The sequence below is a fragment of the Microbacterium sp. HD4P20 genome, assembly GCF_019449275.2.
GTDB lineage: Bacteria > Actinomycetota > Actinomycetes > Actinomycetales > Microbacteriaceae > Microbacterium.
The window spans coordinates 649,673-668,398 of sequence record NZ_JAHZQZ020000014.1 but is presented as its reverse complement, the minus strand read 5'-3'; the positions used below and the strand labels follow the sequence as shown (position 1 = coordinate 668,398).

At 68.6% G+C, this 18,726-nt stretch carries 17 protein-coding genes; 10 read left to right on the top strand and 7 right to left on the bottom strand.

Going from position 1 to position 18,726, the window contains the following annotated elements:
* Nucleotides 1-2: 2 nt before the first annotated feature.
* From pilM to K0817_RS11415, 5 genes are read left to right on the top strand one after another with little or no spacing between them, the layout of a single operon-like run.
* The gene (gene pilM, locus K0817_RS11435; protein ID WP_219981537.1) at nt 3-1,061 is read left to right on the top strand and encodes a type IV pilus biogenesis protein PilM; all 1,059 of its coding nucleotides are present in this window, start codon (nt 3-5) and stop codon (nt 1,059-1,061) included.
* Entirely contained in the window at nt 1,061-1,705 is a 645-nt protein-coding gene (locus K0817_RS11430; RefSeq protein WP_219981536.1) for a hypothetical protein, read from the top strand. The genes pilM and K0817_RS11430 overlap by 1 nt, the downstream gene beginning before the upstream one ends.
* Entirely contained in the window at nt 1,702-2,385 is a 684-nt protein-coding gene (locus tag K0817_RS11425) for a hypothetical protein (RefSeq protein WP_219981535.1), read from the top strand. The genes K0817_RS11430 and K0817_RS11425 overlap by 4 nt, the downstream gene beginning before the upstream one ends.
* A 1-nt stretch (nt 2,386) precedes the next feature.
* Nucleotides 2,387-3,532 carry a type IV pilus twitching motility protein PilT gene (locus tag K0817_RS11420; RefSeq protein WP_253735322.1) on the top strand — a complete coding sequence of 382 codons (1,146 nt, stop codon included), beginning with the start codon at nt 2,387-2,389 and terminating at the stop codon, nt 3,530-3,532.
* Entirely contained in the window at nt 3,532-4,773 is a 1,242-nt protein-coding gene (locus K0817_RS11415) for a type II secretion system F family protein (RefSeq protein WP_219981534.1), read from the top strand. The genes K0817_RS11420 and K0817_RS11415 overlap by 1 nt, the downstream gene beginning before the upstream one ends.
* 31 nt (nt 4,774-4,804) lie before the next feature.
* Here K0817_RS11415 and K0817_RS11410 read toward each other — a convergent pair whose 3' ends face one another.
* Nucleotides 4,805-6,496, bottom strand: coding sequence for a GspE/PulE family protein (locus tag K0817_RS11410; protein WP_253735321.1), 1,692 nt, complete (start codon nt 6,494-6,496; stop codon nt 4,805-4,807).
* A 181-nt stretch (nt 6,497-6,677) separates the two neighbouring features.
* On the opposite strand from K0817_RS11410, the gene K0817_RS11405 reads away from it, so the two are divergent.
* Together K0817_RS11405 and K0817_RS11400 are read left to right on the top strand one after the other, a co-directional pair.
* Entirely contained in the window at nt 6,678-7,745 is a 1,068-nt protein-coding gene (locus tag K0817_RS11405; protein WP_219981533.1) for a YihY/virulence factor BrkB family protein, read from the top strand.
* The gene (locus K0817_RS11400) at nt 7,742-8,476 is read left to right on the top strand and encodes an NAD(P)H-hydrate epimerase (protein WP_253735320.1); all 735 of its coding nucleotides are present in this window, start codon (nt 7,742-7,744) and stop codon (nt 8,474-8,476) included. The genes K0817_RS11405 and K0817_RS11400 overlap by 4 nt, the downstream gene beginning before the upstream one ends.
* 36 nt (nt 8,477-8,512) lie before the next feature.
* On the opposite strand, the gene K0817_RS11395 is transcribed toward K0817_RS11400, so the two are convergent.
* From K0817_RS11395 to glgP, 3 genes are all read right to left on the bottom strand, one after another.
* The gene (locus tag K0817_RS11395) at nt 8,513-9,244 is read right to left on the bottom strand and encodes a glutamine amidotransferase (RefSeq protein ID WP_219981532.1); all 732 of its coding nucleotides are present in this window, start codon (nt 9,242-9,244) and stop codon (nt 8,513-8,515) included.
* Between the two features lie 82 nt (nt 9,245-9,326).
* Nucleotides 9,327-11,852 carry a rhamnogalacturonan lyase gene (locus tag K0817_RS11390; protein WP_219981531.1) on the bottom strand — a complete coding sequence of 842 codons (2,526 nt, stop codon included), beginning with the start codon at nt 11,850-11,852 and terminating at the stop codon, nt 9,327-9,329.
* Nucleotides 11,853-11,977: 125 nt separating this feature from the next.
* Nucleotides 11,978-14,536, bottom strand: a complete 2,559-nt coding sequence (gene glgP / locus K0817_RS11385) for an alpha-glucan family phosphorylase (RefSeq protein WP_219981530.1) — start codon at nt 14,534-14,536, stop codon at nt 11,978-11,980.
* Between the two features lie 120 nt (nt 14,537-14,656).
* On the opposite strand from glgP, the gene K0817_RS11380 reads away from it, so the two are divergent.
* Both K0817_RS11380 and K0817_RS11375 read left to right on the top strand, forming a co-directional pair.
* Nucleotides 14,657-14,890, top strand: a complete 234-nt coding sequence (locus tag K0817_RS11380) for a response regulator (RefSeq protein ID WP_219981529.1) — start codon at nt 14,657-14,659, stop codon at nt 14,888-14,890.
* Nucleotides 14,877-15,521: a CYTH domain-containing protein gene (locus K0817_RS11375; protein WP_253735319.1), complete on the top strand. Its 645-nt coding sequence runs from the start codon at nt 14,877-14,879 to the stop codon at nt 15,519-15,521. The genes K0817_RS11380 and K0817_RS11375 overlap by 14 nt, the downstream gene beginning before the upstream one ends.
* 49 nt (nt 15,522-15,570) lie before the next feature.
* On the opposite strand, the gene lpdA is transcribed toward K0817_RS11375, so the two are convergent.
* A complete protein-coding gene (gene lpdA, locus K0817_RS11370) occupies nt 15,571-16,968 on the bottom strand; it encodes a dihydrolipoyl dehydrogenase (RefSeq protein ID WP_219981527.1) in 1,398 nt (465 codons plus the stop codon).
* A 10-nt stretch (nt 16,969-16,978) separates the two neighbouring features.
* Nucleotides 16,979-17,677: a copper resistance protein CopC gene (locus K0817_RS11365; protein ID WP_253735318.1), complete on the bottom strand. Its 699-nt coding sequence runs from the start codon at nt 17,675-17,677 to the stop codon at nt 16,979-16,981.
* Nucleotides 17,678-17,780: 103 nt separating this feature from the next.
* On the opposite strand from K0817_RS11365, the gene K0817_RS11360 reads away from it, so the two are divergent.
* A complete protein-coding gene (locus tag K0817_RS11360) occupies nt 17,781-18,182 on the top strand; it encodes a hypothetical protein (protein WP_219981526.1) in 402 nt (133 codons plus the stop codon).
* Nucleotides 18,183-18,211: 29 nt separating this feature from the next.
* Here K0817_RS11360 and K0817_RS11355 read toward each other — a convergent pair whose 3' ends face one another.
* Nucleotides 18,212-18,562 carry a hypothetical protein gene (locus tag K0817_RS11355; RefSeq protein ID WP_219981525.1) on the bottom strand — a complete coding sequence of 117 codons (351 nt, stop codon included), beginning with the start codon at nt 18,560-18,562 and terminating at the stop codon, nt 18,212-18,214.
* Between the last annotated feature and the right edge of the window lie 164 nt (nt 18,563-18,726).

The following is an 18,726-nucleotide window of genomic DNA, read 5'->3' as shown; positions in this document are numbered from 1 at the left end:
CCATGGCCAAGACGATTGTCGGGCTGGAGATCACCGAAGAGGGCGTGCGCGCTGTCGAGGTGTCGAGCGGCAAGGCCCCGGTCATCGTCGCGTTCGGATCGGTGCTGCTGCCTCCCGGCGCGGCCAAGGACTCCGAAGTGTTCGACAAGGACGCCGTCGCGCTCGCGCTCCGCCAGCTGTGGAGCCGGTCCGGCATCAAGGGCAAGCAGGTCGTGCTGGGCCTGGGCAGTCGCCGCATTCTCGTCCGCGAGTACACGACCACCGCGCTGCGACCCGACCTGCTGAAGCAGGCGCTCCCGTTCCAGGTGCAGGACCTGCTGCCCGTACCCGCTGATCAGGCCGTGCTCGACTTCCACCCGACCACGCAGCACGGCGGTCAGGTGACAGGGCTCCTCGTGGCGGCCGTTGCCGAAACGGTCGAAGAACTGCTCGCGACCACCGCGAAGGCCAAGATCCGGGTCGACGTCGTCGATCTCGCGCCCTTCGGCCTTGCTCGGGCGATCAACCGCGCCGGCTTCGGAGGCGAGACCGTGGCGGCCTTCCACCTCGGCGACCACACCAGCTACGTCGTGGTGGTGCGTGAGGGCGTGCCGCAGTTCGTGCGCATCATCCCGATGGAGATCCGTACCGGGGCCGTCATGGCGCGCGAGACCGCCAGCCTGAGCGAGCTGGCCGCGCACGATGAGGCGCAGCCGGTCGAGGCCCTCGAGACGGTTCCGTCCCGCGTCGATGCGCCGATGCGGCGCCAGCGATCGGGAGCACGTACGGCTGTACGTCCCGCAGGCATGTCACCCGCGGCGATCGCCGACATCGTCACCCGGCTCAGCAGCACCCTGCGGTTCTACTCGGACCGCTCCGCCGACCGGCCGGTGACCCGCGTGCTGCTCAGTGGCGCGGGTGCCGCCGTGCCGGGTGTCTCTGAGGCGCTCGCTGCCGGCCTGCCGCTCCCGGTCGAGTTCATGGGGGTCGGCCGTGTCGCCTCGGGCAAGGTCATGCCCCACGGCGAGGACGACCTGAACCTGCTCACGACGGTGGGCATCGCACTCGGGGAGGGACGCTGATGTCGGCTGACAGTCCGGGGTATTCGTTCGCAGGCGTGCCGCGTGTGAATCTCATGCCGCGCGCCGAGATGGTGCGCCGCGCGCGGAACAAGGTGATCCGTCGCTGGTCGCTTGCGCTCGTGGCCGCCATGGCCGTGATCCTGCTTGCGACGGCGGGCTCCTACGCCCTGCTGCTGGGTGCACAGCAGCGGCTGAGCGCTGAGAACGCGCGTACGACGGCCCTTCTCGGCGACCTCGCCGCGCTCGCCGATGTCCGCTCCACTCTCGACCTCCAGTCCGAGCTGTCGGCGTTCCGCGCGGAGGCGATGGCGACGGATCTCGAGTGGAGCTCGGTGCTCGCCACCGTGCAGAGAACCCTCCCCGACGGTGTCACCGTCGAAGGGTTCAGCCTCGCGCCCGGAGGAGTGCCGCAGGGCGAGGACCCCTCCGCGGCGGTCGGTGCATCAGGAACGCTGTCACTCGCGAGCGCAACGCCGCACGAGATCGTGCCGATCGTGCGTGCGCTACGTCCCGTGCCCGGCGTTCTCGATATCGACGGATGGCAGAGCACGGCATCCGAGACCGGGTACACCTACGAGCTCCGGGTCGAGTTCGACCAGTCGGTCTACTCCGGCGACTATGCAGCGGACGAGGACGAGAAGTGAAGATCTCGAAGCAGCTGATCAACGTTCTCGGGGCCGTCGTGATCGTCGGCATCCTCGTCGCCGGCGCCCTGCTCGGCGCCTTCCCGCTGTACGGGCAAGCCCAGCGGACGGATGCCGACACTCGCACCGTCGCACAGACCAACGGCATCTACGACATCCAAGTCGTGCAGTTGACGGAGGCCTCACGCCGGATCGCCGAGATCGAAACTGATGTGGCAGGGCTTCGCCGCGAAGTCGCCGCCATACCGCAGCTCGACGACGTCTTCGAGATCGTGACCGTGGTCGCGTCGGAGTCCGGCGCCACAATCGAGTCCATCTCCGCGGTCGAGCCGGAGGCGTTCGCGCCGAGAACGGCGGCGGTCGAGGAAGGCGCGGCAGCTGCATCCGAGACGGCCGCCCAGCCGGCACCCGAGCCGACCGCCGCGGCCGAAGACAAGACAACCGCGACGGACGCGACGCAGAACGGTGAGGCGCCGGGGGATCCCGCGGCGAGCGCGGAGGAGCCACCGCAGCGGCAGATTCCGATCACGATCACGGTGGAGGTCGCCGACGCGACGCAGGCTGCCGCGTTCATGGACGCTCTGGGCCGAGGTCCGCGCCTCCTCTCACTCATCGACGGCACCTTCAGCGACGGCACGCTCACCGTCTCAGCGCTCGCCTTCACCCGGACGGAAGACTGACATGACCTACGACTCCACCACCCTCGCCGGCATGCTGGGCGTCGCCGGACGAGCCGGCGCCTCGGACGTGCACCTGACGGCCAACCACCCGCCTCTCATGCGAGTCAAGGGCGACCTCACACGGATCCCGGGATACGAAGAGCCGACCGGCACGAACTGGCTCGAGGCGGCGGTGGGCGGTCTCATGACCACGGAGCAGATCGCCGAGTTCCGCGAGCACGGCGAAGTCGACCTGTCGTACTCGGTGCCGGACGTCGCCCGATTCCGCGTCAATGTGTTCCGCCAGCTGGGCGACGTCGCCGTGGCGTTGCGGTTCATCGCCGACAAGGCGCTCAGTCTCGAGCAGCTCGGCGTGCCCGCGGTCGCCCGCGACCTGGTGTTGCGGCCACGCGGTCTCGTCCTCGTGACAGGCCCCACCGGCTCGGGCAAATCGACCACGCTGTCGGCGATGATCGACATCGTCAACCGCACGCTCCCGGCGCACATCGTCACCGTCGAAGATCCCGTCGAGTTCCAGCACACCAGCCGCACCGCGCTCATCCATCAGCGCGAGATCGGGAGCGACACCCGGTCGTTCGCCGAGGCCCTTCGCCGCGTGCTCCGTCAGGATCCCGATGTCATCCTCATCGGCGAGCTTCGTGACCCCGTTTCGATCTCTACCGCGCTCTCAGCGGCCGAGACGGGTCACCTCGTGCTGTCGACGCTGCACACACAGAGCGCGGCGAAGTCGATCAACCGGATCGTCGACGCGTTTCCGCCCGATCAGCAGACGCAGGTGCGCACTCAGCTCGGCGACACGCTGCAGGGCATCATGAGCCAGACGCTGCTTCCCATGGCACAGAGTGACGGGCGTGTGATCGCCACCGAGGTGCTCATCAACACGCCGGCCATCGCGAACCTCATCCGCGAGGGTCAGGTCAGCCAGATCTACTCCATGCTGCAGGCAGGCGGGGCGCTGGGCATGCACACCCTGGACCAGGATCTGCGCCGTCTCGTCGAGGACGGCAGCATCTCGATGTCACTCGCGAAGTCGTACGCCGCGGATCCGTCGTCACTCGACGATGCGCGCGTTCGACCCCGCGATCTCGACGCCGAGTCGTGGACGATGCACTCCGGAGAGCGGCAGCTGATGGGCTGGGAGAGCTGATGGCACTCATCGAGGAATACACCTACCGGGCGGTCGACGCCACGGGCGGGGGAATCGTCAAGGGTTCGCTCGAGGCGCCGAACGAGAGCGCCGTCACGGCGAAGCTCCGGGCACAGGGGCTGACACCGCTGGAAGTGACCCTGACCTCGAAAACCGGCCTGAATCAGGAGATCTCGATCCCCGGCTTCGAGAAGCGCGTGAAGGTCGGCACGCTCGCGGTCTTCGCGAAGCAGATGGCGGGCCTCATCAATGCCGGCCTGCCCCTCATGCGCACGCTGTCGATCCTGATCGAGCAGGCGGAGGACAAGAAGCTGCAGCGGGCGCTCGTGGGCGTGCACGCCTCGATCGAGTCCGGCTCATCCTTCTCGGCCGCGCTGGAGAAGCATCCTGACATCTTCCCGCCCCTCATGGTCAGCATGGTCAAGGTCGGTGAGGCGGGCGGATTCCTCGGACAGTCGCTGGCCACCATCGCCGAGACCTATCAAGGCGAGGCCGAGCTGCAGGGCAAGATCAAGTCAGCCACCACCTACCCGATCATCGTCTTCGTGATCGCGATCCTCGGCGTCATCGCGATGGTCACCTTCGTCGTGCCGATCTTCGAGGGCATGTTCACCAACCTCGGCTCGGCGCTGCCTCTCCCGACGCAGATCCTGGTCACCCTGTCGAACAACATGGTGTGGCTCCTGCCCGTGATGATCGTGGTGACGGTGGCCGGCTCGATGTGGTGGGTGCGCAACCGCCGCGATGACAGGGTGCGCAGGATCGTGGACCCATGGCGGCTGAAGCTCCCGGTGTTCGGCCCGCTGGCCACGAAGATCGCGGTGGCCCGGTTCACGCGCAGTCTCTCGATGATGCTGCACGCCGGCGTGCCGCTCGTGCAGGCCCTGTCTATTGTGGGCACGGCGTCGAACAACTGGAAGATCGAGGAAGCGGTCCGCGAGATCCAGGAGTCGGTGAAGCAGGGAAAGTCGTTCTCGGCGCCGCTCGCGAAGGCGGGGGTCTTCCCGCTCATGGTGTCGCAGATGGCTGCCGTCGGCGAGGAGTCGGGAACGCTGGCCGACATGCTCACGAGCATCGCTGACTTCTACGAGAACGAGGTCGAGGCCGCCACCGATCAGCTCACCGCGTCGATCGAGCCCATCCTGATCGTCGGCATCGGGATCATCATCGGCGGCATGGTGATCTCGCTGTACATGCCGATCTTCTCGATCTACGGAGAACTCGGACAGCAGGGCGGGTAGAGAGCGGCCGCGGCATCCGTCATCGCATCACTCAGATCGCGACGCGCAGAACCTCTTCGATCGTCGTGATGCCTTCGGCGACCTTGCTGAAGCCGTCTTCTCGCAGCGACACCATGCCCTCCTCGATCGCCAGCGCACGCATGTCGCTGCCCGTCGCGTGGGCGACGACGAGCTGCTCGATGCCCTCGCTGAGCGTCATCACCTCGTGGAGCGCCACGCGCCCGCTGTAGCCGGTGCCCGAGCAGGCATTGCAGCCGACGGCGCGGTACAGCACCGGCGGATCCGACGGATGGAACGGGAACCGCACCGACTCGAGCGCCTCACGAGACTCGCGGTACGCCTCGCGGCATTTCAGGCACAGGCGTCGCGCCAGCCGCTGGGCGACCACCGCCGAGAGGGCGGTGCCGACGAGGAAGGGCTCACAGCCGATCTCAGTCAATCGTGTCAGGGCGCTGGGAGCGTCGTTCGTGTGCAGCGTCGAGAGCACGAGATGACCGGTCAGCGCCGCTTCGATGGAGATGGTCGCCGTCTCTTTGTCGCGGATCTCGCCGACCAGGACCACGTCGGGGTCGGAGCGCAGGATCGATCGCAGCGCCGCCTGGAAGGTCATGCCGGCGCGGGGGTTCACCTGCACCTGGTTGATGCCGGCCATACGGTACTCGACCGGGTCCTCGACGGTGATGACGTTGATACGCGGGTTCGCGACGGTGTTGAGCGCGGTGTACAGCGTGGTCGACTTGCCCGAGCCTGTCGGGCCCGTCACGAGCACCATGCCGTGGGGGCGGGTGATCGCCTCACGAAAGCGCTTCTCGTTGACCATGGAGAACCGCAGGTCGCCCATCGTCAGCGACTGCGCCCGGTTGTCGAGGATGCGCATGACGATCTTCTCGCCCCACACCGTGGGCAGGGTCGCGAGGCGCAGGTCGACCTGGCGGCCGTCGTGGTGCACCGACAGTCGCCCGTCCTGGGGCTTGCGGCGCTCGGCGATGTCGATCGACGCCATGATCTTCAGGCGCGAGATCACCCCGTCCTGGATGGCGCGGTCGGCCTTCTGCATCTCGTGCAGCACCCCGTCGATGCGATAGCGAACGGTGAGCTGGCGCTCGCCGGGCTCGATGTGGATGTCGCTTGCCCGGTCGTTGATGGCCTGGGTGACCAGCAGATTGACGAAGCGCACGATCGGTGCGTCACCCGTCTGGTCCTCGATGGACTCGGTGCCGCCGGGCCCCGCGTCGACGGCCGCGCTCTCACCGATCTGCTCGGAGAGATCGCTCAGCTCCTCGTCGGAGCGGAGGAAGCGAGTGAACGCCGCTGCGAGGGCGTCGGCGGCGACGACGGCGGGCACGATGTTCAGGTCGGTGGCGGTCGCCAGGTCGTCCAGCGCGATCAGGTCGCCGGGGTCGAGCATGCCGACCGTGAGCTGGCGTCGACCCCGGGCGATGGGAATGACTTGGTAGCGCCGGCAGAGTGCAGCCGGCACGAGCGCGATGATGTCGGAGTCGAGGGTGGTCGAGCCGAGGTCGACGAATGGCCGCCCGGACTGCTCGGCGATCGCCTGGGCGATCTGGGTCTCGGTGGCCAGCCGTGCCGTGACGATCTCGTGCCGTAGCTCGGCGCCCTCGCCGGCGCGAGCGACGACATCCGACATGTCGTCGGCATCGACCACGCCGGTTCGCACCAGCGTCTGCGCGAGTCCTCTCACCGGCCACCTTTCCACGCTCATCTTAGGTTCTCCGCGGATGCGGCTGCTGGGCAGATTCCGACGGCAATGCTCTTCCCCCCCCGGGCGATGGGCGCCGACCCTGCCGAGGGCAGTGCGCACCGGACCGGCTCCCCATGGACATACCGCGGCGCGCGCGTCAAGCCGGGACCGCGGATTCTCGCGGCTCGGTAGGGTGACGCGCATGGGTGACCTGATCAAGCGGATGACGGCTTGGGCGTTGTCGCTCAAGCCGGTACGGGTGCTGCTGCACTACTCCGAGCGGCGCGGGCCGATGCTGGCGGACAGCGTCACGTACCGCACGCTGTTCTCGGTGTTCGCAGGAGTCCTGCTGGGCTTCTCTTTCGTGGCGCTGTGGCTGAGCGGCAACCCGCAGGCGATGGATTCCTTGGTGCGCTCGGTGGATGCCGCCATCCCGGGCCTGGTCGGGCCAGATGGTGTGGTCGACGTCAGCGAGATCGATGCGCCCGCCGGCTTCACCGTGGCAGGGATCATCGCACTCGTCGCTCTCGTCGGTGCATCGATCGGCGCGATCGGCTCCCTGCGCAACGCGCTGCGCACGCTCGCGGACGACGTGCACGACGACATGATGTTCCTGTGGGTGATCTTGCGCAACCTCGCCCTCGCCCTGGCGATCGGGGGTGGATTCGTCCTGACGGCCGGCGCCACGTTCGCCGGCACGGCGTTCGCGGGAACCGTGCTGGACTGGCTGGGTATCAGTCGCGAACCTGTCGCCGACCTCGCGACGCGCGCCGTGTCGATCCTCGTGGTGTTCGCGCTCGACATGGCGGTGATCGCGCTCGCCTTCGTCTCCTTGAGCGGGGTGCGCGCGCACCCGAGATCGCTGTGGTCAGGGGCGTTCGTGGGAGCGGTCGGGCTGATCGTGCTTCAGCAGCTGTCGGGCCTCTTCATCGGCGGCGCCGACACGAACCCGCTGCTGGCGTCGTTCGCGTCGCTCATCGCCCTCCTGATCTGGCTCAATCTCTCGGCACACGTGATGCTCTTGGCGGGAACATGGGTGATCGTCGGTGAGCGTGAGCGCGTGGATAGAGTGCGCGAGCGGCACGGATCTCCCACGTTCGCCATTCGACGGGTGCGTCAGGCGGAGGATGCGGCGGCCGTCGCAGCCGAGGAGCTGCGGCTCGCACGCAAGGCGGCGGCGGCCGAGAGAGCGGACGCGCGCGCCGCCGCGAAGGAAGACGACGGATCGGACGACGACTCCGGACACGACCCGGAGGGGGCGCACGCGTGACGCAGGTACCGGTGTTCACCGCCGAGCAGGTGCGGATCGCGGAGGCCCCGCTGCTCGCTGCGGAGCAACCTCTCATGGGGCGCGCCGCAGCCGCTCTCGCGGAGGTCGTCCGCGGCCTGTCCCGCGACGCGGACGAGGTCGACGGAGAGGTTTCGTCGCCGCATCCGATCCACACCGCCCATGCCCGTCACGTGCTCGTTCTCGCCGGCAGCGGCGACAACGGCGGCGACGCGCTGTACGCGGCTGCCATCCTGGCCGACGAGCTGGACGTCGACGTACTGACCGTCGGGGTGCGTGTGAACGAGACCGGGCTCGCCGCAGCTCTGGGCGCGGGCGCACGGCGAGTGGAGATCCCCGCGGTGAGAGAGGCAGCTGAGGCGTACGACATCATCCTCGACGGGATCCTCGGAATCGGGACGACCGACCTCGAGCTTCGCGGCAACGCGCGGGAGGCAGTTGACGCGCTGCTTCCGGCCGTGCGCGCCGGACGCTCGCGCGTGATCGCCGTGGATCTGCCCAGCGGCCTTCACCCCGACACCGGAGAGAGCGGCGCGCATGTCCTGCCGGCATCCGTCACGGTCACGTTCGGTGCCGTCAAGGCCGGCCTCGTCACGGGCAGAGGCCCCGAGCTGGCCGGAGAGCTCGTACTCGCCGACATCGGACTCGGACCGGAGCTGGAAGGCTTCGTGCCGGCGGGGGAGGCGTCCGTCGCACGTGTCGTCACCGGATGAGGGGCAGCGCCCCTTCTATCGTGCGTATCGCTCGACCTATCGTGCGTATCGCTCGACGAAGGCGCGCAGCAGGCGGCTCGGGTGAGAGACCGCGGCCCGGTGCACGGCAGCCAGAGTGAGCTCGAGCTCGTCGGCACCGAAGTAGCCGTGCCCGGCGTAGGCGTGGATGCGCGTCGTGATGCCCTCGACGTCGAGCTCGGGGTGGAACTGCGTGGCATACACGTTCGCGCCGACCCGGAACATCTGCACCGGGCACGCCGGCGACGAGGCCAGCAGCGTCGCGGTGGCCGGCAGCTGCGAGATCGCCTCCTTGTGGCCGACGAACGCGTCGAACCTCACCGGCAGATCGTCGAGAAGGGGGTCGGATGCTCCGGCCCGCGTCTTGGCGACGGGTACGACGCTGATCGGCTCGCCGTAGCGGCGGTCGATCACGGCGCCCTGGTGAGCACCGAGGGTGCCGACGCCGTAGCAGGCCCCGAGGAAGGGGAAGTCCCGCGCCACGACCTCGTCCAGGAGCACATCGAACTCGGCCTCGACCCGCCGCTGAACCGGCGACTTCGTCTCGACAGGGTCGGAGGCGTTGAACGGACCGCCGCCGACGAAGATGCCCGAGAGGCCGTCGAGGTCCAGTCGCGGCATCGGTCCGGCCTCGAGCCGCACGCGCACCAGATCGCGCTCCTCGAGCCCGCTGTAGCGGAGGAAGAGTGCGTACTCCTCGTCGGCGGGGACGTCCTCGGCTCGAGTGGCGAGGAGGACGAAGGGCTTCACCTGCACAGCCTAAGGGGCGCGAACGGATGCCTCGGCACCGGACTGGACCGGCCAGCCTGTGCCGAGGCATCCGTCGGCGTGATCAGCGCCGGCCGGCGCTGAAAGTGTACGTCCAGGTCGACTCGGCGCCCGCGGCCACCGAGATGCCGGCCTTCGGCACGGCGGTGACGGTGACCTCCTCGCCCCGCGCGACTCTGACGAGCGGGGCGCGCACCTTCTCGCCGTCGACGTAGTAGTCGAAGCGGCGGTCGGGCACCACGATCACGAAGTCCGCCAGCGATCCCCGCGGGTCGATGAACCTCGGCGCCCGCGGTGTGGCCGCCTCGGTGCGCACCGGCACGTTCGCGAAGTCCATGTCGCTCGCGAGGTAGTAGCTCGTGTAGGACGGCTGGTTGTAGGTCGTGTTCTGACGCGCGACCTCGGCCCGGTACTGCGCGTCGTGCAGGAGCGTCGGCAGCTTGTGGGTCGTGACCTCGGTGCTGGTGTAGATGCGCACCGCACTCGAGTCGACGGTTCGAACCACCAGCTCTTCGCGCCAGTCGCCCAGGACGTCGGCCACGAGAGACGGATTGCCCTTGGTGCCGTTGTTCGTGCGGGTGCCTTCGGCCGTGAGGAGGGTCCCGCGCGTCCAGTCGTCGATCGTCGGGGTTGCATCGCCGGAGCCGTTCACCACCTGCGTGGTGAGATCGGCGGCCCAGCGGATCGACTGGTTGGTGCCGGGTGTCGACGGCTCGAGCGCGCCGCCGGTCGCGCTCAGCAGACCTGAGCCGTCGGTGCCGTTGGGCATACTCGCCCAGACCTCGATGCCCGGCACATCGGCGCGCACGTCGCCGATCATGCCGCGGCCGGTGTCGCGACCCGAGTAGGCGCCGAAGAGAACCTCGCCGGTCGCAGCATCCCGCATCGCTGAGCCGTACGGCGCGTAGGCGCCACCCTCGTGCACCGTCCAGATCTCCAGGCCCGGGCGATCCGGGTCGATGTCGGTGACGTGCATCGCGTCGCCGTGCCCCAGGCGCACGTTGTCGCCGGGTGCGGCGCTGCCCTCGGGCAGAACGTCGAAGGAGCTGTAGAGCAGACCGCCGTCGTCGTCGATGGTGGCGGCGCCGTAGACGATCTCCTGCTTTCCGTCGCCGTCCACATCGGAGGCGCTCAGCGAGTGGAAGCCCTGCGTCGTGAGCGTGCCGTACTCCGGATCGGTCCCGTCACGCCCGTGCGGGCCGTCGTTGAACGGATTCGTCATGGGCACGTGCCCGCTGTCGACGAACCAGCGCTGCTGCAGGTGCTCGCCGTCCCAGTCGTACGCCGCGATCGTCGCGCGGGTGTAGTAGCCGCGCGCGAAGACGGCCGACGGGCGGACTCCGTCGAGGTAGGCGACGCCCGCGAGGAAGCGATCCACGCGGTTGCCGGGCTCGATGCGGGACATCGCGTAGTCGCCCCACAGCAGGCCGTCGTCGCCGCGCCCGGGCTCATACCGCACTGTCTCGAGCTCGGCGCCGGTGGCCGAGTCGAACACCGTGAGGTACTCCGGTCCGTCGAGGATGAAGCCCTCGAACGTGGTCAGGTCGTTGCGCCCGCTCCGGGCGGGCGCGTACGTGGTGATGAAGTAGTCGGCCAGCGCGGTCGCCGACTCGGTCGAGAGGGGATACTCGTGCTCGATGGGGATGCCGAACGCCTCCTCGAGCGTGGCGGGCCACGTGCCGGCGACGACTTCAGGATGCTCCGACCATCCCTGGAACATCTCGATGAGGTGCTCCCGGTAGCCGGCAGCGCTCAGGCGATAGTCATCGGCGTGCGAGTAGCCGGCTGCGACATCTTCGGCGGGCATCGTGATGCTCGCTTCGGCGACGACGGCTCCGCCGGCGTCGTATTGGATCGAGGTGGTGCCCGGGGCGGTCTTCAGCATCGTCTCGGATCGCCCGTCGCCGTCGAAGTCGTAGACCATGAACTGCGTGTAGTGGGCGCCGGCGCGGATGTTGACGCCCAGGTCGATGCGGTTCAGCAGCGTGCCGTCGAGTTCGTAGGTGTCGATGTACACCGGACCGGTGTATCCCTTCTGCGACACGTCCTTGGCGTTGGACGGGTCCCACTTGATGACGAACTCGAGTGCTCCGTCGCCGTCCACATCGGCGACGGAGGCGTCGTTCGCCGCGTAGGTGTACGCCTCGCCTGCCGGGGTCACGCCGTCGTCCGGCTTGCGCAGCGGCAGGTCGTAGAAGCCTTCGCTCCACACCGATGTAGGCGCCGACTGCTCGCCCGTGATGTCGTGCCAGGCGGGGGCCACCGTGTAGGTCGACGACGTCGTGCCTTCCGGGTCGGCGTAGTTCGTGCTGGCGTCGACTGTCGCGATGCGCTGGCCGTCGCGGAACACCGCGAACGACGGCCCGCTCACCCCCGTATCGGTGGCGGGGCCGGCCTCGGTCGCGAGCAGGCGCCAGCTGAGGAAGACGCCCTCCTCGGTCGCGACGGCGACCAGACCGCGATCGAGCGCTTCGAGCTGGCTGCTGGGGGTGGGCGCTTCTGCGTACGCCGGCGGAGCGAGCCCGACGGCAAGGGCGCACGCGGCGGTACCTGCCACGAGTGCGCGGACGGATGTTCTGCGGAGGTTCATCGTCGAGTCCCTCGGTCGGTGGAATACGCTTTCCGCGCCGACAGTAGACGAGTCCGACCCCGCGGTCAATGGTTTCGCGCCGGAGATTGGAACGATTTAATCCGGCGAGCGTGCAGGAGTGACGCTCAGGAGGCGTACGTCACCAGGCCCAGCTCCACCGGAGACACCAGTTGCTCGTGCCGCGGCACGACGCGCACCGCGTAGCCGAACGTGCCTGTGACGTTGAGCGGCAGAGCACCCGTGAACGTCACGACCCCGTCGACCGCCGATCCCGCCGGCACCAGGCGGTGCACCGAGTGCTCAGCCGCCAGGGCGTCGTCCTCGTCCGTGCGGCCGTAGACCAGTTCGACCGCAACGTCCTCGGGCGACAGTCCGTCCAGCCGCACGTCGGCCCGCACTTCGAGCGTGTCGCCGGCCTGCGCCTGCTGAGGGATGCCGGAGCTGTCTACGCTCGCGATCGAGATACGGCTCCACGCATCCTTCACGCGCCCGATGAAGGCCGCGAGCGCCTTGGCCTGGCCGAAGCCGTCGGCCCGCAGCGCAGCATCGTGCGCGGCTGCCGGCACGTACAGTCGCTGGACGTAGTCCTTCACCATCCTGTCGCTCGTGGCTTTGGTTCCGAGGTCCGTCATGGTGTGGCGCACCATGCCCAGCCACGCGAGCGGGATGCCGCCCTCACGCTCGTAGAACTTCGGCACCAGCTGGTTCTCGATGAGGTCGTACAGGGACGCCGCCTCGGCGTCGTCGCGCTCCTCGTCATTCGCTGCGGTGTCGGCGCTGGGGATTGCCCAGCCGTTCTCGCCGTCGAACCACTCGTCCCACCAGCCGTCGAGGATCGACAGGTTCAGCGCGCCGTTGAGCGCGGCCTTCATACCGCTCGTCCCGCAGGCCTCGAGCGGGCGCAGCGGGTTGTTCAGCCACACGTCGCAGCCGGGGTACAGGTCCTTGGCGAGAGTGATGTCGTAGTCGGGCAGGAAGACGATCCGACCCCGCACCTTCGGGTCACGGCTGTAGCGCACCAGCTGCTGGATCAGGATCTTTCCCGAGTCGTCGGCCGGATGCGACTTGCCGCCGATCACGATCTGCACCGGTCGCTCGGGGTCGGTCAGCAACCGGGTGAGGCGTTCGGGGTCCCGCAGCATGAGCGTGAGGCGCTTGTAGGTCGGCACGCGTCGCGCGAAGCCGATTGTGAGCACGTCGGGGCTGAGCAGGTCGCCGATCCAAGAATGCGTCACTCCATTGCCGTTGGCCACGGAGCCGGCTACCCGGCGTCGTGCTTCGGCGACGAGTGCGCCCTTCATCTGCTGGCGAACGCCCCACAACTCGGCGTCGGTGACCGCCTCGCGGTCGGTCCAGTCGTGGGTATCGGTGTAGGCGTCGCCCCACACTCGCTCGCTCAGCGCCTTCAGGGCCGGGTGCACCCAGGTGGGAGCGTGCACCCCGTTGGTGATCGACGTGATCGGCACCTCGTCGGTGTCGACGCCGGGCCACAGGTGCCCGAACATGCCGCGGCTCACCGCGCCGTGCAGCACCGACACGCCGTTCGCGTGCTGGCCGAGATGCAGGCCGAGCACCGCCATGTTGAATACGCCCTGGTCGCCGCCGTCCCAGGTCTCGAGCCCCAGCGCGATCGCGCGACCGGCGTCCAGGCCCTGGAAGAGACCGCCTGCCAGCACCCCGGCGATGAGGTCGCGCGAGAAGCGGTCGATGCCGGCGGGAACCGGCGTGTGCGTGGTGAAGACCGTGGACGCGCGAACCTGGGCCAGCGCTTCGTCGAACGTGAGCCCATCGCGTGTGATGAGTTCCGACATCCGCTCGAGTCCCTGGAATCCGGCGTGGCCCTCGTTGGTGTGGTACACCTCCGGAGCCGGTCGGCCGGTGATCTCGCACCATGCGCGCACAGCGCGCACACCGCCGACGCCCAGCAGCAGCTCCTGCAGCAGGCGGTGCTCGCCGCCACCGCCGTAGAGACGGTCGGTGACCTTGCGCATGTCGTCGGAGTTCGACGGCGTCTCGGAGTCGAGCAGCAGCAGCGGAACCCGCCCGATATCGGCCACCCAGATCCTGGCGTGCAGGCGCCGGTCGCCGGGAAGGTCGAGCGTGATCTCGACGGGGGAGCCGCCGTGATCGCGGAGCAGCGTCAGGCCCAGCCCGTACGGGTCCAAGAGGGGGTAGCTCTCGCGCTGCCAGCCGTCGTCGCCGATTGACTGGCGGAAATACCCGGCTCGGTAGAACAGGCCCACCCCGGTGAGGGGGACGCCCAGGTCGGACGCGCTCTTGAGATGATCGCCGGCGAGGATGCCGAGGCCACCGGAGTACTGCGGCAGTGAGCCGTCGACGCCGAACTCGGGGGAGAAGTACGCGATGTGGGCGGGCTTGCTGCCCGCCATGCCCTGGTACCAGCGTTCCCCGGTGAGATAGGCGCTGAGCCGTTCGTCCTCTTCTCGCACACGGGCGACGAACGATTCGTCCTGAGCGAGCTCGTCCAGACGCTCCTGACCGACCGCTCCGAGCATGCGGGCGGGATTCGCGCCGATCTCGTCCCACAGCGCCGGGTGCATCGATGCGAACAGTGCGTGCGTGGAGCGGCTCCACGACCAACGCCAGTTCGACGCGAGGCGATCCAGGGGGGCGAGGGGTTCGGCGAGCACGGGGCGGACGGTGAACGTTCGGATGGCCTTCACGCGTGCATTCTAGGGGCCCAAGCTGGAAGCGCTTGCACGCATGACGCCCGGCGAACGCGACCGCGGGCGCGGCGTGTCAAGGCCCGCCTGTGACCGCGACGCCGGGGCTAGGCTCGGCTCATGGCTATCGCACGACTTCACGGCGGACCGCTCGACGGACAGCTCCTGCCCCTTGAGGACCCACGGCTGGATCGCATGATCGTTCCCTACAGCGAGACGCAGGTGGTCTACGAGCGCAAGGGCTCGCCCGAGAACACCGGCGAGGGCGATGGCCCCACCGAGGCCGAGTTCTGGTTCGTCGAGTCCGAAGACGACATCGACCCGTACAACGACACCGCACGTGACCGACGGTGACGGCGCTTCAGCTCGGGGTGCGACCCGATCGGTCGAGGTCGAGCTGAAGTTCGACGTCGACGAGGGCGTGACGGCGCCGGACTGGTCGAACGTGCCCGGAGTCGCATCGGTGAGTGGGGAAGAGGTGCGGGAGCTCGACGCCACCTACCTCGATGATGCCCAGCTGTCTCTTGCCCGCGCAGGTTATGCGCTGCGCCGCCGCACCGGCGGGCCGGACGCCGGGTGGCACATCAAAGGGCCGCGCCGCGCGGACGGCGGTCGCGTCGAGCTGCAGTGGTCGCTCGGTGAGGACGGCTTTCCTCCCGGTGCCGCGTTCGACGAACTGGCGGACGTGACACGGGGCCCCTTCCTCCCGCTCGCGCGCATCCGCAATGTGCGCACCGTGTCGCTTCTCCTCGACGCATCTGGAGCCGTGGTCGCCGAGTTCGCCGACGACCACGTGCACACGCGCGACGAACGCTCCGGCGTCGAGCGCGCGTGGCAGGAGTGGGAGGTCGAGCTCGGCCCCGCCGGCCCGGCCGACGCGAACGAGCGCGCGGCCTTCTTCACGGCGGTGGCCCAGGCCGCGTTCGCCGCGGGCGCGCGGGCCGCGGCATCCGATTCCAAACTCGCGCGAGCCCTCGGCCACTGACCTCACGACGAAGGCCCGGGACGAGCGTCCCGGGCCTTCGACATTGGCGTCAGAGGTTGATCATGTGACCCGCGAGGCCGTGGAAGGCCTCTTGCACCGCCTCAGACAGCGTCGGGTGCGTGTGCACGTTGCGCGCCGCCTCGAGCGCGGTGAGGTCCCACTTCTGCGCGAGCGTGAGTTCGGGCAGCAGCTCCGACACGTCGGGTCCGATCATGTGGCCGCCGAGCAGCTCCAGGTGCTCCCCGTCCGCGATGAGCTTGACGAAACCGATGGCCTCGCCCAGGCCGTTCGCCTTGCCGTTGGCCGAGAAGGGGAACTTCGCGACCTTCACGTCGTAACCGGCGTCGCGCGCCTGCTGCTCGGTGAGGCCGAACGATGCCACCTGGGGCGAGCAGAAGGTCGCGCGGGGCATCATGCGGTAGTCGCCGAGCGTCATGGTCTCGGCCTTGGCGATCGTCTCGGCGGCGACCACGCCCTGGGCCTCGGCGACGTGCGCGAGCTGCAGCTTGGCGGTGACGTCACCGATCGCGTAGATGTGCGGGACGTTGGTGCGCATGTGGTCGTCGATGTCGATCGCGCCACGATCGCTGAGCTTCACGCCCGTGCTCTCGAGCCCGAAGCCCTCGACGTTGGCGGCGAAGCCGATCGACATGAGCACCTTGTCGGCGTCGATGGAGCCGGCGGTGCCGTCCTTGGTCGTATAGGCGACGGTGACCTTGTCGCCGTGATCGGTGACCGTCTCGACCTTGGTCGAGGTGAGGATGTCGATGCCGTAACCCTTGTACTGCTTTGCGATCTCCTTCGACACGTCGGCGTCTTCGTTCGGAAGCGCGCGGTCGAGGAACTCGATGATCGTGACCTTCACGCCGTAGTTGGCGAGGATGAAGCCGAACTCCATGCCGATCGCTCCTGCGCCCACGATCACGATCGAAGAGGGCAGGTCGCGCGAGAGGATCTGCTCCTCGTAGGTGACGACGTTGTCGCTGAGCTGAACGCCCGGCAGCAGTCGCACGCGCGAGCCGGTGGCGATGATGGCATTGTCGAAGGTGACCTCGTCGGTGGTCCCGTCGGCCTTGGTCACCTGCAGCGCGTTGGGTCCGGTGAACGAACCGCGGCCCTCGTACTCGGTGACCTTGTTCTTCTTCATCAGGTAGTGGATGCCCTTGACGTGCGTGTCGGACACCTTGCGGCTGCGATCCCACGCGACGCCGAAGTCGAACGAGACGTCGCCCGAGATACCGAACAGCTCCGCCTTGTGGTGGAACTGGTGGGCCAGGTCGGCGTTCTTGAGAAGCGCCTTGGAGGGGATGCAGCCGACGTTGAGGCAGACACCGCCCCAGTACTTCTCTTCGATGATCGCGACCGAGAGGCCGAGCTGAGCGCTGCGGACGGCCGCGACGTACCCGCCGGGGCCCGCGCCAAGGATGACGACGTCGTAGTGAGGCATGACTCCAAGCCTATCGGTCGGCCGGGGGCTCGGAGCCGGGCTGCACCCCGTCGGCAGGACCCTCGGCGAGCGCCCGCTCGCGCCGCGACCGTGAGACCAGAAGGTAGGTCACGGCGCCCAGCACGGCAACCGCGACGACGCCGACGATGACCCACGGCAGCACGTTCGAGCCCTCGTCCGGGACCGGTGCGGTCGAGGGCGTCGCCTCGGGTGTCGCGGTCGGGCTCGGCTCCGCCGTCGCGGTGGGTGCCGGAGCCGGCTCGCTGGTTGCGGTGGGGTCGGGCGAGGGGTCTCGGGCGACGGTGAACGAGAACTCGCCCGAGATGGGGTGCCCGTCGCTCGAGACGACTTTCCACAGCACCGTGATGGGACCGGATGCTTCTCCCCCCAATCCCTCGGCGGCGAGCGGCTGGGTCAGCACGTTATCTTGCGCGGTCGGGGTGCCATCGGTGAGAGTCGTGCCCTCGGCATCCGTCACTTGCACTTCTGACGCACCGTCCTCGGCGCCGATCACTCCACTGAAGGTGAGGGTCAGCTCGGCGGGGAGGGCATCGACCGTGCTGTCGGCGGCGGGGTCGCTGCCCAGCAGTTCGTCGTGCGCGGCGGCGGGGGATGCCGTCACCAGCACACCGATGAGGGCCAGCAGCGCTGTCGCGACGAGCGCGACGGCACGGAGGGGGCGGACGGTGTGAATTCCTTGTGACAACACGCGATCGAGCCTAACCGGCCCTTCGATACCGGACCTTCGAGGTCTAGCATGGCCGCAGGCGGGACGACCTGCCCGCCGACCCGACAACGGAAGAAGGTGGGCGATGGACAGCATGATGATGGGCGCCATGTCGAAGGACATGATGTCGATGCCCGGCATGCAGGAGATGGACATGGCGGTCCTGCAGGCCTGTATGGACGCCTGCTCGGCCTGCGAGCAGGCGTGCACCGTGTGCTCCACCCAGATGATGTCGTGCGCGCCGGCGTGCATGAACTGCGCCGACATGTGCAACACCATGATGCGCTCGATGATGCGCATGCAGGGGATGACTCCGGCATCCATGATGGCGATGCTCGATGCGTGCATCGCGATGTGCCAGACCTGCATGGACGAGTGCATGGAGCACGCCGACCACAGCGAGGTCTGCAAGATGTGCGCTCAGTCGTGCAAGGCCTGCATGGATGCCTGCATGGCGGTCAAAGACAAGATGATGGCGATGAGCTGAGGCTCACCCTGTCCCCGCCGTGGGGCGGCTCAGCCGCGCAGGACGTTGAAGCGCTCGCTGCCGACGGCGAGTACGTGATAGCGCTCGTGGAGAGCCACCGGCGTGCCCACGGTCAGGCGACCCGCGGCTCCCGCGCCGTTCCACAGGGCGACGGCCGAGCCATCGCCGAGGGTCCGCACGATGACGAAGCCTGAACGGGCATCCGCGGCCTCGACGATAGCGTCGGCCCAATCGGACGGCGTCGCCGAGGCGAGTCGCGCCTGAATCAGGTGCAAAGCGTGACCCGGGGCGTACGAGGTGCAGAAGTCGCCGTGGTCGCACATGCACGCCGCACGCTCACGCACCTCGAGGGGCGGAATGTGGCGGTGTGGGCTCGACACGGTGGACTCCTTGCTCGTCGGATTTCTGACTCCGCCAGGCTAGGCTTCGACGTCCCGCCGGGCACGCCCGTCGACACGAGGCGAAACATTGCCGCCGCGCCGAATCCGGGAAACCGGCTCTTTCGCGGCACCCGCGATCGGATAGGCTGGGGCGTCGAAGGAGG